The sequence below is a fragment of the Curtobacterium sp. TXMA1 genome (assembly GCF_020162095.1).
Lineage (GTDB): Bacteria > Actinomycetota > Actinomycetes > Actinomycetales > Microbacteriaceae > Curtobacterium.
On record NZ_CP083910.1, the window covers coordinates 2,017,704 to 2,034,733 of the forward strand.

Annotated in this window: 15 protein-coding genes; 3 read left to right on the forward strand and 12 right to left on the reverse strand. The window is 71.8% G+C overall.

The window, feature by feature from the left end; translation table 11 throughout:
* Nucleotides 1–18 precede the first annotated feature (18 nt).
* Nucleotides 19–2,019, forward strand: a complete 2,001-nt coding sequence (locus tag LCG91_RS09540; RefSeq protein WP_224441237.1) for an alpha-1,4-glucan--maltose-1-phosphate maltosyltransferase — start codon at nt 19–21, stop codon at nt 2,017–2,019.
* 29 nt (nt 2,020–2,048) lie between these two features.
* Nucleotides 2,049–4,736, forward strand: coding sequence for a 1,4-alpha-glucan branching protein GlgB (gene glgB, locus LCG91_RS09545; RefSeq protein WP_224443124.1), 2,688 nt, complete (start codon nt 2,049–2,051; stop codon nt 4,734–4,736).
* A gap of 262 nt (nt 4,737–4,998) precedes the next feature.
* On the opposite strand, the gene LCG91_RS09550 is transcribed toward glgB, so the two are convergent.
* Genes LCG91_RS09550 through LCG91_RS09560 form a run of 3 tightly spaced genes read right to left on the reverse strand, consistent with a single transcriptional unit; the run spans nt 4,999 to nt 7,755 of the window.
* Entirely contained in the window at nt 4,999–6,018 is a 1,020-nt protein-coding gene (locus tag LCG91_RS09550; protein ID WP_224441238.1) for a tetratricopeptide repeat protein, read from the reverse strand.
* The gene (locus tag LCG91_RS09555) at nt 6,015–6,608 is read right to left on the reverse strand and encodes a hypothetical protein (protein WP_224441239.1); all 594 of its coding nucleotides are present in this window, start codon (nt 6,606–6,608) and stop codon (nt 6,015–6,017) included. Before LCG91_RS09555 ends, LCG91_RS09550 begins: the two co-directional genes overlap by 4 nt.
* Nucleotides 6,493–7,755, reverse strand: coding sequence for a hypothetical protein (locus LCG91_RS09560; protein WP_224441240.1), 1,263 nt, complete (start codon nt 7,753–7,755; stop codon nt 6,493–6,495). The genes LCG91_RS09555 and LCG91_RS09560 overlap by 116 nt, the downstream gene beginning before the upstream one ends.
* A gap of 185 nt (nt 7,756–7,940) precedes the next feature.
* Between LCG91_RS09560 and LCG91_RS09565 the strand changes: the two genes are divergently transcribed.
* Nucleotides 7,941–9,770 carry a hypothetical protein gene (locus LCG91_RS09565; protein WP_224441241.1) on the forward strand — a complete coding sequence of 610 codons (1,830 nt, stop codon included), beginning with the start codon at nt 7,941–7,943 and terminating at the stop codon, nt 9,768–9,770.
* A gap of 118 nt (nt 9,771–9,888) precedes the next feature.
* On the opposite strand, the gene LCG91_RS09570 is transcribed toward LCG91_RS09565, so the two are convergent.
* From LCG91_RS09570 to rpsB, 9 genes are all read right to left on the reverse strand, one after another.
* Nucleotides 9,889–10,617: an alpha/beta hydrolase gene (locus tag LCG91_RS09570; RefSeq protein WP_058750596.1), complete on the reverse strand. Its 729-nt coding sequence runs from the start codon at nt 10,615–10,617 to the stop codon at nt 9,889–9,891.
* Nucleotides 10,614–10,919 carry a hypothetical protein gene (locus LCG91_RS09575; RefSeq protein ID WP_411955803.1) on the reverse strand — a complete coding sequence of 102 codons (306 nt, stop codon included), beginning with the start codon at nt 10,917–10,919 and terminating at the stop codon, nt 10,614–10,616. The genes LCG91_RS09570 and LCG91_RS09575 overlap by 4 nt, the downstream gene beginning before the upstream one ends.
* A gap of 14 nt (nt 10,920–10,933) precedes the next feature.
* Nucleotides 10,934–11,914, reverse strand: a complete 981-nt coding sequence (locus LCG91_RS09580; protein ID WP_224441242.1) for a transglycosylase SLT domain-containing protein — start codon at nt 11,912–11,914, stop codon at nt 10,934–10,936.
* Between the two features lie 60 nt (nt 11,915–11,974).
* Nucleotides 11,975–12,523 (reverse strand): DivIVA domain-containing protein, encoded by a 549-nt coding sequence (locus tag LCG91_RS09585; RefSeq protein WP_202596870.1) that lies wholly within the window; start codon nt 12,521–12,523, stop codon nt 11,975–11,977.
* A gap of 67 nt (nt 12,524–12,590) precedes the next feature.
* On the reverse strand, nt 12,591–13,601 hold the full coding sequence (locus tag LCG91_RS09590) for a phosphatidate cytidylyltransferase (protein ID WP_224441243.1): 1,011 nt from the start codon (nt 13,599–13,601) through the stop codon (nt 12,591–12,593).
* On the reverse strand, nt 13,601–14,155 hold the full coding sequence (gene frr / locus LCG91_RS09595) for a ribosome recycling factor (RefSeq protein ID WP_058750599.1): 555 nt from the start codon (nt 14,153–14,155) through the stop codon (nt 13,601–13,603). The genes LCG91_RS09590 and frr overlap by 1 nt, the downstream gene beginning before the upstream one ends.
* A 45-nt stretch (nt 14,156–14,200) precedes the next feature.
* On the reverse strand, nt 14,201–14,920 hold the full coding sequence (gene pyrH / locus LCG91_RS09600) for a UMP kinase (RefSeq protein ID WP_058729969.1): 720 nt from the start codon (nt 14,918–14,920) through the stop codon (nt 14,201–14,203).
* 155 nt (nt 14,921–15,075) lie between these two features.
* Entirely contained in the window at nt 15,076–15,903 is an 828-nt protein-coding gene (tsf, locus tag LCG91_RS09605) for a translation elongation factor Ts (RefSeq protein WP_058729968.1), read from the reverse strand.
* Nucleotides 15,904–15,983: 80 nt separating this feature from the next.
* Nucleotides 15,984–16,886, reverse strand: a complete 903-nt coding sequence (gene rpsB / locus LCG91_RS09610; RefSeq protein WP_058750600.1) for a 30S ribosomal protein S2 — start codon at nt 16,884–16,886, stop codon at nt 15,984–15,986.
* Between the last annotated feature and the right edge of the window lie 144 nt (nt 16,887–17,030).

The window sequence follows — 17,030 nt, forward strand, 5'->3', positions numbered from 1 at the left end:
CCGGGTAGCGTCGGCTCCGTGGCCACCGCAGATCGACCCCGCCGACCGAAGATCGGACGCATCCCGATCACCCAGCTCGCGCCGACGACCCCGAACGGGTTCCCGGGCAAGGCGTTCGACGGCGAGGTGATCACGTTCGGCGCGACCGTCTTCCGCGAGGGCCACGGCATCATCGGCGCCGACCTCGTGCTCGAACGCCCGGACGGCGGCACGCGTACGGTCCCGATGCTGCTCGGCGCCCCGGGCACCGACCGGTACGAGGCGACCGTGCAGGTCGACCACGTCGGCGTCTGGACGTGGCACGTCGAGTCGTTCTCCGACGACTGGGCGACCTGGTTGCACGCCGCCCGGCTCAAGATCGCCGCCGGAGTCGACACCGAGGCGACGCTCCTCGACGGCGCCGTCCTGCTCGACCGACTGGCGGCCGAGACCGACTCGAGCGCCGCAGTCCGCGCCGCCGAGCAGCTGCGCGACACCGACCTCGAGCCGACGGAGCGCCTGGCAGTCGTCGACGACCCGCGCATCACGGGCGAGGTCGAGGACTCCCCGCTGACCTCCCTCCGGACGCACTCCCCCACGCAGCTCCTCGACGTCGAGCGTCAGCGCGCGGGTGTCGGCGCCTGGTACGAGTTCTTCCCGCGCAGCGAAGGCGCGAAGAAGAACCCGGACGGCTCGTGGAGGAGCGGTGACTTCCGCACCGCTGCCCGACGACTGCCGGCCGTGGCACGCATGGGCTTCGACGTGGTCTACCTCCCACCGATCCACCCCATCGGCACGACCGCCCGCAAGGGGCCCAACAACACCCTGACCCCGGGACCGCACGACCCGGGCAGCCCGTGGGCGATCGGTGCTCCCGAGGGTGGGCACGACGCGATCCACCCGGACCTCGGCACCGAGGACGACTTCCGCGACTTCGTCGAGACGGCGAAGAACAGCGGGATGGAGGTCGCCCTCGACTTCGCGCTCCAGTGCTCCCCCGACCACCCCTGGGTCGAGCAGCACCCGGAGTGGTTCACGGTCCGCGCCGACGGTTCGATCGCCACGGCCGAGAACCCGCCGAAGCGGTACCAGGACATCTACCCGATCCAGTTCGACAGCGACCCGGAGGGCATCGTCGCCGAGGTCCTGCGGGTCCTCGATCACTGGATCGCGTTCGGCATCCGCATCTTCCGCGTCGACAACCCGCACACGAAGCCGCTCTGGTTCTGGGAGCGCGTCATCCGCGAGGTCCGCGACCAGCACCCGGACACCGTGTTCCTCGCCGAGGCGTTCACCCGTCCGGCGATGATGCGCGCCCTGGCCGAGGCCGGGTTCCAGCAGTCCTACACGTACTTCACGTGGCGGAACACGAAGGAGGAGATCGAGGAGTACTTCTCCGAGCTCAGCCACGAGACGAGCGCCTACCTGCGCCCGAACCTCTTCGTGAACACGCCGGACATCCTGACCGAGTACCTGCAGTTCGGCGGCCGTGCCGGCTACAAGGTGCGCGCCGCGCTCGCCGCGACCGGTGCGCCGACCTGGGGCATGTACGCCGGGTACGAGCTCTTCGAGGACGTCGCCCGTCCGGGTTCCGAGGAGAACATCGACAACGAGAAGTACGAGTACAAGCCTCGCGACTTCGCCCTGGCCGAGGCCGAGGGCGCGAGCCTCGCTCCGTACGTCACGATGCTCAACCGCTTCCGACAGGCACACCCCGCGCTGCGACAGCTCCGCAACCTGCACGTGCACGACGCCGAGGACCCGGCGATCGTGGTCTACTCGAAGCACCTGTCCGGGGAGTTCATCCGCTCCGGCCGCTCGGACACCGTGATCGTCGTCGCGAACGTCGACCCGCACTCCGTCCGCGAGACCACCGTGCACCTCGACCTCGCCGCGCTCGGCCTGCCGAACGAGCAGCCGTTCGTGGTCCGCGACGTCGTCACGGGCCAGCGGTGGGAGTGGGGCTCGTCGAACTACGTCCGCCTCGACGCCTTCCAGGAGCCGGTGCACCTGCTCGTGGTGGAAGGACCCGTCCGATGACCGACCGCGACCCGAAGGGGACCCCGCCGATGGGCTCCGACCGATCCACCCCTGCCACGCCGGACCGAGGCCAGGGGCCGAGCGTCCCACCGGTGCCGCCGCCCCCGCCGCCCGTGACCCGCACCCGCGCGCCGGGGGCCGTGCCGCGCGTCGACGAGCCGACCCCGCGCTACGAACCCCGTGTCTCGGCACCGCACGAGGACCTGCCCGGCGCGGCGTCGGCGGCGCCGGAGACCCCGGACCGCGGTGTCCCCGAGTCCGCGACGCTCGCCGGTGCCGCCCGCGACGACGCCCCGGCACCGACGACGGCGCCTGCGGCCGCGAGCGCGGGCGCACCGGACGCTTCCGCTGACGATGCCGCTGCGACCAGTGCACCGGCGGACGGCGCGGATGCACCGCTCCCCGAGGGCGGGCACCCGAACGCCCAGGACCCGACAGCGTCGAGCACGACCGCGACCGCTGCGGATCTCGTCGCAACGCCGGAGACCACCGCCCCCGTCGCTCCTGCCGCGACGACCGACACCGCCCCGACGTCGACGGTCGCTCCCCGACCCGCACCGGTCGAGGACTGGCTCCGTCAGCAGGTCGCCGAGGGCCGCTGGTCCCAGCCGCACGACGTGCTCGGGCCGCACCCGGTCGACGGCGGCACGAGCGTGCGGGTGGTCCGCCACCTCGCCTCCGCCGTCCGCATCGTCCGTCCCGACGGTGACGACGTCGAACTCACGCACGAGGGCGACGGCCTCTGGGCGGGCGCCACGACCGGTGCGCTCGGTCGCTACCGCGTCGAGGCCGAGTACGACCTCGACGAGTCCACCGACGCCGACGACGCGACGTGGACCACGGACGACGCCTACCGCTTCGCACCGACCATCGGCGAGCTCGACCTCCACCTGTTCGGCGAGGGCCGCGACGAGCAGCTCTGGCAGCACCTCGGCGCCCACGTCCGCACCATCGACGGTGTGGACGGTGTCGCGTTCACCGTCTGGGCACCGCGGGCCACCGCGGTCCGCGTGATCGGTGACTTCGAGGGCTGGGAGGGCCGCACCACCGCGATGCGCCGCCTCAACGACCTCGGCGTGTGGGAGCTCTTCTGGCCCGGCGCCCTCGTCGGCCAGCGGTACAAGTTCCAGATCCTCACGGACTCGGGCTGGGTCGAGCGGGCGGACCCGTTCGCCCGTCGGACCGAGGTCCCACCGGCGACCGCGTCCGTCATCACGGCGTCCGAGTACACGTGGTCGGACGGCGACACCGCCTGGATGGAGCGCCGGGCGCAGACCACGACCCACGACGCGCCGATGAGCGTCTACGAGGTGCACCTCGGCTCGTGGCGGCCCGGGCTGTCCTACCGCGAGGCGGCCGACCAGCTCATCGGGCACGTGCAGCACCTCGGGTTCACCCACGTCGAGTTCCTGCCGCTCGCCGAGCACCCGTTCGGCGGTTCGTGGGGCTACCAGGTCACCGGGTACTACGCCCCGACCGCCCGCTTCGGCACGCCGGACGACCTGCGCTACCTGATCGACCGCCTGCACTCCGCAGGCATCGGCGTGATCATGGACTGGGTGCCGGGCCACTTCCCGAAGGACGAGTGGGCGCTCGCGAAGTTCGACGGCTACGCGCTCTTCGAGCACCCGGACCCTCGGCGTGGCGAGCAGCTCGACTGGGGCACCTACGTGTTCGACTTCGGGCACCCGCAGGTCCGCAACTTCCTGGTGGCGAACGCGCTGTACTGGCTCGAGGAGTTCCACATCGACGGCCTCCGGGTCGACGCCGTGGCCTCGATGCTGTACCTCGACTACTCCCGGACCGAGTGGCTGCCGAACATCCACGGCGGCCGCGAGAACCTCGAGGCGATCTCGTTCCTGCAGGAGACGAACGCCACGGCGTACAAGCGCTACCCGGGCATCGTGATGATCGCCGAGGAGAGCACCTCGTGGCCGGGGGTCACCCAGCCGACGAGCGCCGGTGGCCTCGGGTTCGGCCAGAAGTGGAACATGGGGTGGATGCACGACTCGCTGCAGTACGTCGAGCGTGACCCGGCGTACCGCGCCTACCACCACGACGAGATCACGTTCTCGCTCGTCTACGCCTTCAGCGAGCAGTTCACCCTGCCGATCAGCCACGACGAGGTCGTCCACGGCAAGGGCTCGCTCTACGGCAAGATGCCCGGCGACGAGTGGCAGAAGCTCGCGAACGTGCGGGCCTACCTCGCGTTCATGTGGGCGCACCCCGGCAAGCAGCTGCTGTTCATGGGCCAGGAGTTCGCCCAGCCGTCCGAGTGGTCCGAGGCCCGCGGGCTCGACTGGTGGCTCCTCGACGACCCCGGACACCTCGGTGTGCAGGACCTCGTGGCGGCGCTCAACCGCGTGTACAAGGACACCCCGGCGCTGTGGACGCAGGACTCCTCCCCCGAGGGCTTCGAGTGGATCGAGGGCGGTGACGCCCCGCACTCCACACTCGGGTTCCTCCGGAAGGACGGCGACGACAAGCTCGCGGTCTTCGTGAACTTCTCCGGTGTCCCGGTCGAGCGGCGCTTCGGGCTGCCGGCGGCCGGCACCTGGCACGAGGTCCTGAACACCGACGCCGCGGAGTACGGCGGCTCCGGTGTGGGGAACCTGGGCGCGGTCACGGCCGAGGAGACGCCGTGGGCCGGGCGTCCGGCGTCGGCGCACCTGGTGGTCCCGCCGCTCGGCGCGGTCTGGCTGCGGCTGGCCGGCTGACCGAGCCCGCAGTCGCGACCCAGGACGGGCGCGACCCAGAACGGTCGCGACCACGAGACGGCGCACCGGTCAGCGCCAGCCACACCGCCCGGCCGCGAGACGCCCTCGTCAACGCGGAGCGCCCCGGAGCACGCGAGACGCCCCCGTCCCCGGGGGCGTCTCGCAGTCTTCACCGCGTCTTACACGCACACCGGCGTCTCACACACACACCGGCGTCTCGCAAGAACACCGGCGTCCCGTGCCGGCGGGAGCACCGTCGGCGTCAGTACAGCGCGCTCGCCAACCGGCGTCGTGCCGCGACCACGCGCGGGTCGTCGACCCCGATCAGCTCGAAGTACTCGACGAGCCGGACACGCAGCGCCTCACGTTCCGCGCCGAACACCGTCGGCACCAGGTCGAGCAGCCGACCGAAGGCGTCCTCGACGTGCCCGCCGCTGACGTCCAGGTCAGCGACGGCCATCTGCGCCTCGACGTCCTGCGGCGCGGCGGCCGCAGCGCTGCGGAGTTCGTCGGCCGTGCGCCCGTTCAAGCGGTCGAGCAGCGACACCTGCGCGAGCCCGGCGACGGCCATCTGGTCGTTCGGGTCCTGCGCGATCGCCGTCTTGTACTCCTGCACGGCAGCGGCGTAGTCGCCGCGCTCGATCGCGTCGTAGGCGGCCTGGTGGTGCGGGGGCAGCGGCTCCGGCTCCGGCTCGCCCTGGGGCTCCCCGGTGGCACCGTCGACCGTCACCCGGCCGGTCACGCCGTTCTGCTCGGCGGCGGCGACGACCTGCTCGAACACGTCACGCACCTGCGTCTCGGGCAGCGCGCCGACGAAGAGACCGAGCGGACGCCCGCCGATGACCGCGGCGACGGTCGGGATCGACTGCGCCTGGAAGGCCTGCACCAGCTGCGGGTTCGTGTCGGCGTCGACCTTGGCGAGCACCACGCGACCGTCGTACTCCGCCGTGAGCCGCTCGAGGATCGGCGACAGCTGCTTGCACGGCCCGCACCACTCCGCCCAGATGTCGACGATCACCGGGACGACCGACGACAGCTGCAGGACGTCCTGGAAGGTCTGGTCGGTGACGTCGATGACGAGCGACGGGACGGTCAGGTCGCCCTCGGGACCGGGACCGGCCGCCGGGACGCCGCCCTGGGCAGCAGCCGGTGCTGCGGTTGCAGCGCCCTGGGTGTCGGCGGGAACGCCACCGGGCTGCGCCGGCCGCTGTGCGCGGTCGACGAGGGACGACAGGTCGACGGCTCCGCGGAGACCGGACGGGGTCGGGGGGACGTTGGTCATTGCACCTCACTCGCTGCGGTCAGGCCCTGCGTGAACCCGAGCAGGACCACCTTCTCATCACTGCCGACCGGCGGCACGGAGAACAGGAGCTGGACGCTGTACGTCGCGCTGATCCCCTTCGTGCTCGAGTCGACGCCGGAGAGGGCCTTGACCGCCCCCTCGGTGTTCACCTCGGCGCCGGCCGCGGTCGGCGTCACCTTCTCGATCTCGTCGAGCGACGCCGACACGAGCGCACCCGCGCCGTCCGTCGCGATCGCGACCGGGCTGTCCTCGGGCACCTCGGACGAGTACTCGATCTTCGCGGTGTCCGGCAGCGAGTCGGCCTTCTTGTCCTTGTAGGCCTTGCCGATGGTCGAGCGGAGCCCGTCACCGTCGGAGGCGAACAGCGAGGCCTTGTCGCTCTCGGAGTCCTTCGCCAGGACGTCGCCGTACGCGGCGGCGATGTCGTCGGGCGCGATGCGCAGGAGCTTGGTGTCACCGGCGAGCCGTGCTGCGCCGAGCGACGTCGGAGCGAGGCTCGGGATCTCCGCCGCCGCCTCGAGCGACACGTCGTAGGCGACCTTGTAGTCGTCGCGGGCGCTGTCCTGCACCAGGGGTGAGGGCCTGCGGCGCGGTCTTGGCGGAGCAGTCCTCGGCGACGACGGTGAAGATCGTGCGCGGCCAGGATCCGGTCTGCTGCGGGAGCGCGACGCAGACCTCGCCCGCGGAGATCGCCGGCGGCGCGTCGACGTCGGCGTCCTTCTCGCGGATCGCGTAGTTGGCCTTGCGGAAGTCGAGCGCGGCCCCGGTGAAGCGGGACTCGAGCAGCGAGGTGTCCCGGTCGGCGTCAGCCTTGGAGGCGACCTCCGCGACCCGCTCGACGATGCGGCGGATCTGCTGCTCGGTCGCGGCGGTGGGCTCGGTCGAGTCCGCCGCACCCGTGGCCGAGGCGGTCGGCGTCGGGGTCGCGCCGGAGCCCCCGCCCTGCGGCCAGTAGTCCGACGAGCACCCGGCCAGGCCGAGCGCGCCGACCAGCACGATCGGGACGGCGACCAGAGAACGGCGGCCGCGACGACCGCGCACCGGCACCTGCGCACCCGCGGCGGCGGCACGGCGCGACGCCCGCACGCGGGGCGGACGCGTCCCACCGCTCCGACGACGCGGTCCGCGACCACGCCGCTGGTGCAGGAAGGCCCAGACGAGCAGTGCCACCCCACCGGCCAGGAAGAGTCCGCCGACCACGAGGAGCGGTCCCACGGACGGCGTCGCGGTGTCGCGCGGCCAGGTCACCGACACGTCGGTCGGTGCGGCGTCCGACCCGTCGGCGAGCACGACGACGGAGACGTCCGCGGGCAGGCGCACGGTGAACTGCCCCGGGCCGTCCCACTCCTGGTACCAGAGGTCGCTCCCCTTCGGGTCGGGCACCGAGTCCCCGGAACCGGTCGTCCGCCCGACCAGGCGGTCCTGCTCGGCGTCGAAGCGCAGCGTGGTGTGCTTCGCGTCACCGATCCAGGCGTCGACGTCGGCCGTCTTGCCGTACGCGGCGAACACCGTGCCGGAACCGGCGACGTTGATGCGCTGGTAGCCGGGGTTCGCGGTGAGCGTCGACCCCGGGATCACGGTCACCGGAGCGGACGCCGTGCTCGACGACTGCGCGACGAGCGACGACGGTGGGGCGAACACGGTGCGCTGCCCGACCGCGAGACCGACGAGCAGCAGACCGATGACGAAACTGACGATCGCCAGGACGAATCGCACGGATCTTCTCCCTACCGCGCCGGGGGTGGGGGGATCGGCGCGCGAATCAGCGCTCCAGGATAGCGAGGCACCCTGGACGTCGCATCCCCCACCGCTGTCCACCGGCTCAGTCGGCGCCACCGGGCCGCCACTAGACTCGTCCGCGGGCCAAGGGCTGGCCCTCCGCCGACCCCCAGGAGCAACACGTGGCGAACGACGAGGCCGAGTTCGGGACCGAGCTGCGCGGGTACCGCCGCGACGAGGTGGACCGCTCGGTGAACGAGCTCCGCCGGGAGCTCATCAAGTCGAACACCGACCGCGCCGAGGCCGCGAAGGAGATCCGCCTCCTCCAGGCCCGCGTCGCCGACCTGCAGGGTGAGCTCGACGAGGCCGGCACCCCGACGTACAGCGGTCTCGGCACCCGCCTCGAGTCGACCCTCCGCGTCGCCGAGGAGCAGTCCACCCGGCTGATCAGCCAGGCGGACATCGACGCCCAGCGGCTCCGCGCGTCGAGCCGCAACGAGGCCGAGCGCCTGCTGCGCGAAGCCCGACAAGAGGCCTCCGAGACCCTCGAGGACGCCCGGTCCCGCGCCACCGACGAGCTGACCCGCGCCCGCGCCGAGTCCTCGGACACGATCGAGCGCGCCCGGGCCGAGGCCGGCCTGCTCACGCAGGACGCCCGCAACGAGGCCGCGGCCGTCCGCGGTGCCGCCGTCACCGAGGCGGCCGAGGTCCGGTCCGTCGCCATCCGCGAGACCGACGCGCTGCGTGCCCGGGTCGAGCGCGAGACGACCGAGCTCCGCGAGGACGCTCAGCGCGCCGCTGCGGACGCCCGTCGTGCCGCGGCCGACCTGGACCGCGAGACGGAGCACCGCCGCAGCGTCTTCGAGGCCGAGCACGCCCGCCGCACCGAGGACCTCGACCGCGAGGAGACGACGCGTCGCGCCGAGCTCGAACGCGAGCTCGCCGAGGGCCGTGCGGCGTGGGAGCGCGAGCGCGACGGACAGCGACGCGCCCACGAGCTCGCGCTCGAGACCGGCCTGGCCGAGCTCGAGTCCGAGCTCGAGCGTGGTCGCGCCGCGTTCGAGGCGGAGACCAGCGACCGCCGACGCGAGCTCGACGCCGAGCTCGGCGCCGCCCGTGCACGGTGGGAACGCGAGGCCGCCGAGGCCCGCGCCGCCCTCGAGCAGGAGCTCGAGGCCGCCCGCGCCCAGCTGCGGGTCGACGAGGAACAGACCCGTGCCGAGAACGCCCGACTCGTCGAGGAGACCACGGCACGCATCGCCGCGGAGCTCGAGGAGCACCGTGCCCGGATCGAGCGTGAGCGCGCCGAGGCCGACGCCGCGGCCGAGCGCGCCGTGCGCGAGCACACCGACGAGCTAGCGGCCCGCCGCGAACGCGAGCACGCCGAGGTCGACACCGAGATCGCCGATCGTCGCACGGCAGAGCTCGCCGACCTCGAGGCGGAGCGCACCGCGTTGCAGCAGGAGGTCGCCACGGTGCGCGCGGACCTCGCGAAGGAGCAGGACGAGGTGCGTGCGGCGATCGCCCGTGAACGGGACGAGGCCCGCGCCGCGCTCGAGTCGGAGCTCGCCGCACGCCGCGACGACGCCGAGCAGGACTACCTGCAGAAGCACCACGAGACGGTGACCGAGACCCAGAAGTACCTCGACGAGGCGAACCTCCAGCTCGCCGAGGCCACCCGCCGCGCATCCGAGGCGCGGGAGCGTGCGGAGCGGCTCCAGCAGGAGGCCGACGACCTCGAGCGCACGAGCACGGCGCAGGCCCAGGAGCGCGCCCGCACGATCGTCAGCGACGCGCAGGAGCGCGTCCACCGGATGATCGCCGAGGCCGAGGAGCGGACCGCCGCGGTCGTCGCCGAGTCCGAGGACCGGCTCGCCGCCATCCGCACCGAGCGCGACGCCGTCGCCGGGTACCTGGAGAACCTGCGCGGCGTGCTCACGCACGCGACCGGGCTGTTCGACGCCCCGCCGTCGGCCGACCGACCGGCGGACGAGGACGCCACCACCCGCTGACGACGGTCCCGCGGACCGGTAACCCGGTCTGGAGGCGCACCACGCGCCTCCGGGCCGGGTCACGTCGTCCGCGGTGTCCGGTGAGACGAACCGATCAGCTCGGAGCGCCGGCCGGTGGTCAGTCCGGGAGGTGCGTGGGCAGCGGTGCGCTGCCCGGGACGACCAGGTCTGCGACGGCGTCGAGCACCGTCCGCACGTACCGCTCCCCCACCCACAGGTGCTTCGCGCCGGCGACCGGCACCACGCGCACGTTCGGTGCGACGGCGAACCGTCGTGCTGCCTCGTCCGGCTGCAGGAAGTCGTCGTGCTCGGGGACGAGAGCGACGACGGGAACGTCCACGTCGGCCCACCGGCGGAGTTCGTCGTCCGTCGTCCGGTGCAGCGGGGGCGACAGCAGGACCACGCCGGCGACCGTCCCGGCGGCCACGTGCTCGAGCCCGTGCTTGAGCGCGACCTCGGTGCCGAACGACCAGCCCAGCAGCCACGGGGTCGGCAGGCCTCGCTCGACGGTCTCGTGCACGGCGGCCCGCAGGTCGAAGCCCTCGGACTCGCCGTCACCGAACACGCCCTCCGAGGTGCCCCTGGGCGAGGTGACCGAGCGGAAGTTGAACCGGAGCACGGCGATGTCGGCCAGGGCGGGCAGCCGCGCCGCGGCCTTCTTGAGCACGTGCGAGTCCATGAAGCCCTGCGCCGTCGGCAACGGGTGGAGCGTCACGAGCGTGCCCCGCGCGGGTCGGTCGAGCGGCTCGGCCAGCTCCCCGACGAGGGTGAGGTGGTCGTCCGTGACCAGCTCGACGTCGGTCCGCCGTGCGGGCAGCTCGGTGTTCGAGCGGATCTCCGTGCTCATGCAATGCTCCAGCAGTGGTTGTGCCAGTGTCGGCGCGATGCCAGGTCGGCCTCGTCCCCGAGCACACCGTCCGCACGCCAGACCACGACGTGCGCGACCCCCGGCAGCACCGCGAGCCCGCAGCCCGGGCAGACGTACTCCTTCTGCGCGGACGCCGCGGACACCGGCTGCACGGTGAACGTCCGACCTCGACGGACCTCGGTCCGCTTCCACGAACTCATCAGCCGGTCGAGGCCGGTCTCGTCCTCGGTCGGCTCGGGACCACGGCCGCGGGGTCGCCGCGGCCGGTTGCTGCGCGGCACCCCGGTACTGCCGATCAGTACCAGTTGTAGGACTGGCTGTGTCCCCATGCGCCGCAGGGGGTGCCGTACACGCCGGAGATGTAGTTGAGGCCCCAGGTGATCTGCGTCGCCGGGTTCGTCTGCCAGTCCGCACCGGCGGTCGCCATCTTGCTGCCCGGGAGTGCCTGCGGGATGCCGTACGCACCGCTCGGGTTGTAGGCGTTGACGCGCCAGCCCGACTCCTTGTTCCACAGTGAGACGAGGCAGTTGAACTGCTCACTGCCCCACCCGCGTGCGGCGACCATCTGCTGGGCGATCGCCTGCGCGCTGCCGGGGTTCGGCGTGGCGGCCGTCGCGGCGAGGGTGTTCGACGGCGTGACGGCCTTGCTCTTCGTGTCGGTGCCGGCCTGGTCGTCCGTCTCGGCCGGCTGCTCGACGACCTTCGGCTTCGGCAGCGTGACACCGTAGCCGTCGCGCGTCACGTCGAACGCGGCGTAGGTGCCGTGCGCAGTGAACTGCTGCGGTTCGACCGGCGCCTTGACGAGCACCGGGGCGACGACGGCCGCCTGGGCCACGTCGGGCTGCATCGGGTTGAAGAGCGAGCCACCGACGAACCCGAACACGGCGAAGAAGGACAGCGTGGGGATCGTCGCGCGTCGACGCATGAAGGAGTTGAGCGTCCGGGCGGCCTTCGGCTTCGCGGGCGCGGCGACCGCACGGCGCTGCTTGACGATGCGCGGGTCGGCGGCACCCGTGGGCGCGATCGGACCGCGGACGAGGACCGGTCCGGTCGCGTCCGGAGCGGTGGCCTGGGCGACCGGCGTCGGAGCCGTCGCGGGTGCGCCCAGCGGGGTCGACGGGAGTGCCGCCGTCTCGACCCGCGGGGTCGCGTGGAGCACCGAGTGTCCCGTCGTGCGGAGTCGGTCGCGTGCCGCGCGGCGCTCACCGACGACCGGACGGTCGAGGTGCTCGCGGGTACCGCGGTCGGAGCTGGAGTCTGCCGTGTGCCTGCCCATGAGTAGGAACAGGATAACGGAACGGTCACGGGATGAGAAGCACCCGCGATCAGCGCGTCGTCAGCGGACGGCGAGCATGACCTCGACGACGGCGTCGAGCAGCGCGTCGACCTGCGCCTCGCGGTAGCCGCCGTGCTTCGGCCGGAACACCACCGACCGGACCTCGGTCAGGCTCAGGGGCTTGCCGTCGCGGAAGTAGCCGGCGAGCCGCTCCGCGAAGGCATCGACGTCCTTCGGGTGGTAGCCGGTGCCGAGCGGGCTGGTGCGGGCGAACCGCTGCCCGGCCGGGCGTTCGAGCCGTGCGACGACGTCCGAGGCCTTGGTGCGGGCCTCGGCGTACCAGGCCTTCTGCCCCGCGTCGGCGATCTCCCGCTCACGCTCGCGGGCGGCGAAGGCGTCCTCGAGCCGTTCGAGCGCCGCGTCGACGTGCGCCGTGGAGTAGCCGCCCTTGCGCATCGAGAACGCGGTTGCGCGGATCTTGGCGGCCTCGATGCCCGGCGCGGTGTCGCCCGCTGTGTAGGCACGACGGGCGTCCTCGAGGAACCGCTCGACCTCGTCGACGTCGTACCCGAGGGACTTGCGGTCTGCGGAGGGGAAGGTGGTGGCCACGGCGACATTCTGCCAGCACCGGACCATGGCGCCAGCTGGACGCGCGGCCACGGCGCTGGCCGCGGTCTCAGTGCACGACGACGAGGAACAGCACGTACGCGACGGCGGCGGACGGCAGGATGCTGTCGATGCGGTCGAGCAGGCCGCCGTGCCCGGGCAGGAACGACGAGATGTCCTTGATGCCGAGGTCGCGCTTGATCATCGACTCGGTCAGGTCACCGAGCGTTGCCGACCCCGAGATGAGCACGCCGAGCACGATGCCCGTCCACCACGGCAGGCCGAGCATGAGCCAGGTCACGACGATGCCGACCAGGATGCTCGCCGCAACGGACCCCGCGAACCCCTCCCACGTCTTCTTCGGGCTGATCCGCGGCGCCATCGGGTGCTTGCCGAGGTTCAGCCCGGTCGCGTACGCCCCCGTGTCGACGGCGACGACCACGAGGATGAACGCGATCACCCACAGCTCACCCCGGGGCTGCGCGGAGAGCAGCACGATGCAGGCACCGAGCAGGGTGATGTACGCCTGGACGAAGAGCCCGTTCGTCAGGTCGCGGACGACGTGACCGGCAGGGGGCTTCTCACGCGCGAGCGCGACCTCGACGAGCCGCCACACCGCGATGAGGACGATGCCGCCGATGATCGCGAACAGCGCCGCGACCTGCCCGCCGAGGAACGCCGCCGGCACCATGCCGACGGCCGCCAGGACGCTGGGCACGCGGGGCACGTCGCGACCCGCGAAGCGCATCGCACTCGCGAGTTCGTAGACCGCGACGCCGAGCAGGAACGCCGCGACGACCATGAACGCCGGCTTCCAGATGAGGAGGGCGGCGAGCATCACGACGGCAAACGCCAGGGCGATCGCGATCGCGGCCGGCAGGTTCCGACCCGTCCGGGCGGTCAGTGCCTCGTTGCGCGCGCCGAACTCCGCCTTGCGCTGCTTCAGCTGCGCTTCGAAGTCGGCGCGCGCCGCGCGGGCACGGGCGTCGAAGTCCTGTCGGAGCCCCTTCTTGGCGGACGGGACCGGTTCCGGCGGGCGCGGTTCTGTGGGGCGATCGCCGCCCGGCTCGGGGAGACGCATCAGACCTCGAGGAGTTCGGCTTCCTTCTTCTTCAGCGCGTCGTCGATCTGGTCGACGTGCTTCTTCGTCAGGGTCTCGAGGTCCTTGTCGCCGCGGGCGATCTCGTCGTCCGAGATCTCGCCCTTCAGCGCGTCGAGGTCGTCCTTCGCACGGCGGCGGATGTTGCGGATGACGACCTTGTGGTCCTCACCCTTGCCGCGGACGAGCTTCACGAACTCCTTGCGGCGGTCCTGCGTGAGCTCCGGGATCGTCACGCGGACGATCTCGCCGTCGTTCGACGGGCTGGCGCCGAGGTTCGGGAACGTCGCGATGGCGCGCTCGATCTCCTTGAGCGCCGACTTGTCGTACGGCGTGACGATGAGCGTGCGCGCCTCGGGCGTCTGGAGGGACGCGAGCTGCGCGAGCGGCGTCGGGGTGCCGTAGTAGTCGACCGGGATCTTCTGGAAGAGGGCGGCGTTGATGCGTCCGGTACGGACGGTCGCGAAGTCGTCCTTGGCGACGTCGACGGCCTTCGCCATCTTCTCGGTGGCTTCGGTCAGGACATCACTGATCACGGTGGTTCTCCTTCGGTACTGCGTCGAGTCTAGTCAGCGTGCGGGTCAGTTGCTGACGACGGTGCCGATCCGCTCCCCGCGGATGGCAGCAGCGACGTTGCCCTCGCCCTCCATGCCGAAGACGTGCATCGGCATGCCGTTGTCCATGCAGAGCGAGAACGCGGTGGCGTCGACGACCTTGAGGCCCTGCAGCAGCGCGTCCTGGTAGGTGACGTGGTGCAGCTTCTCGGCGGTGGCGTCCTTCTTCGGGTCGGCGGTGTACACGCCGTCCACGCCGTTCTTGGCGACGAGCACCTCGTGCGCGTCGATCTCGAGCGCCCGCTGCGCCGCGACCGTGTCGGTCGAGAAGTACGGCAGGCCCGCCCCGGCACCGAAGATGACGATGCGCCCCTTCTCGAGGTGGCGCTCCGCACGCCGCGGGATGTACGGCTCGGCGACCTGGGTCATGCTGATCGCAGACTGCACCCGCGTCGCCGCGCCGGCCTGCTCGAGGAAGTCCTGGAGCGCGAGCGCGTTCATCACCGTGCCGAGCATGCCCATGTAGTCGGCGCGACCGCGGTCCATGCCGCGCTGCGAGAGCTCCGCCCCGCGGAAGAAGTTGCCGCCGCCGACCACGATGGCCACCTCGACGTCCTGCGCGGCCTGCGCGATCTCCTTGGCGATGGTGCTGATGACGTCGGGGTTCACCCCGAGGGACCCGGCCCCGAACGCCTCCCCCGACAGCTTCAGCAGGACCCGGCGGCGTCCGGTCTTCTCGTTCGTCATGTGGCGCACCCTTCGTCGAATGTCTCGTGGGAATCTACCCGGCCGCAGCCGGTCCGGCGGAGGAGGTCGTGCCTCCGGGCCGGGTCCGCGCGTGTCGCAGCGCGCAGAAAACGGGGCCCGGAACCGATGTGGTTCCGAGCCCCGTCACGGGTTCGTTACGCGCCGACCTTGACGCGGGCGAAGCCCTGGATCGTCAGACCTGCGTTCTCGGCGGCCTTCGCGACGGACAGCTTGTTGTCCTTCGCGTAGTCCTGCTCGAGGAGCGCGACCTGCTTGCGGTACGCGTTGAGGCGACCCTCGACGATCTTCGGCAGGGCGGCCTCCGGCTTGCCCTCCTCGCGCGTGATCGCCTCGACGGTCGCGCGCTCCTTCTCGATGGCCTCGGCCGGGATCTCGTCGCGGGTCAGGTACGTCGGGTTCGCGAACGCGACGTGCTGGGCGATCGAGCGCGCCTCGGCGGCGTCGGAGCCCGCGTAGGCGATGACGACGGCGATCTGCGGCGGCAGGTCCTGGCTGGTCTTGTGGAGGTAGACCTCGAAGGCGTCGCCCTCGACACGGACGACCGTGCGCAGCGCGAGCTTCTCGCCCAGTGCGGCGGCGGCCTCGTCGATCGCCTCGGCGACCGTCTTGCCGTCCAGCGGCGCGGCGTTGCCGGCCTCGACGTCGGACGCACCGGCGGCGGCGACCGCGGCGACGACCTTGTCGGCGAGGGTGGTGAACTTCTCGTTCTTCGCGACGAAGTCGGTCTCGCTCGCGAGCTCGACGACGGTGGCGGCGCCACCCTCGGTCGTCGCGACGACGACACCCTCGGAGGTCGCACGGTCGTCGCGCTTGGCGACGGCCTTCGCGCCCTTGATGCGGAGCAGCTCGACGGCCTTGTCGTAGTCGCCGTCGGCCTCGACGAGCGCGTTCTTCGCGTCCATCATGCCGGCCCCGAGGTCCTCACGGAGCTTCTTCACGTCAGCAAGGCTGTAGTTGGCCATTGACTGGAGTCCTTTCTGGACTGTGGTGGTGGGGAGAGAAGGAAGGGGCGCCGAGCCGACCGGCCCGGCGCCCCCACTGGTCACTCGGCGGGGGTGGTCTCCGCCGCAGCCTCGGCCTCGGCCGTCGGCTCCGCGTTCTTGTCACCCTCGGCGATCGGCTCGCCGATCTCCTTGGCGGCGACCTGCGCGTCGGCGTCGTTCTCCTCGACGGTCGCGCCCTCGCCCTGGGTCTGACCGGCGAGGAGCTCCTGCTCCCACTCGGCCAGCGGCTCGGCCGCTTCCTCGTCGCCACCGTTGTGGCGGGTCTTCAGGCCCTCGGCCGCGGCGTCGGCGACGATGCGGGTCAGGAGACCGACGGAGCGGATCGCGTCGTCGTTGCCCGGGATCGGGTACGTGATCTCGTCGGGGTCGCAGTTGGTGTCGAGGATGCCGATGACCGGGATCCCGAGCTTCTGCGCCTCGTCGATCGCGAGGTGCTCCTTCTTGGTGTCGACGACCCAGAGCGCGCTCGGGGTCCGCGTGAGGTTGCGGATACCACCGAGGGTCTTGTGGAGCTTGTCCAGCTCGCGCTTCTTGATGAGGAGCTCCTTCTTGGTGAAGCCCTTCGTCGTGTCGTCGAAGTCGATCTCCTCGAGCTCCTTCATGCGCGCGAGGCGCTTGGAGACCGTCTGGAAGTTCGTGAGCAGACCGCCGAGCCAACGCTGGTTGACGTACGGCTGGCCGACGCGGGTCGCCTGCTCGGCGATGGAGCCCTGCGCCTGCTTCTTGGTGCCCACGAAGAGGATCGTGCCACCGTGCGCGACCGTCTCCTTGACGAAGTCGTACGCACGGTCGATGTAGGCCAGCGACTGCTGCAGGTCGATGATGTGGATGCCCGAGCGCTCGGCGAGGATGAAGCGCTTCACCTTCGGGTTCCACCGACGGGTCTGGTGTCCGAAGTGGACGCCGCTGTCGAGCAGCTGGCGGATGGTGACGACGGCCATGCCGTCCCTCCTTGTTCTCGGCGCACGGCTGTTCGGCCGTGCGCACGGTTGCGGTTGTGTCGGTCACGACCGGTGGTCGTGGCCCCTGGCGTCCTGCCCGCGCGGCCGCCCGCTCGTGAGAGCAGGACCGGTGGCCGCGGGACG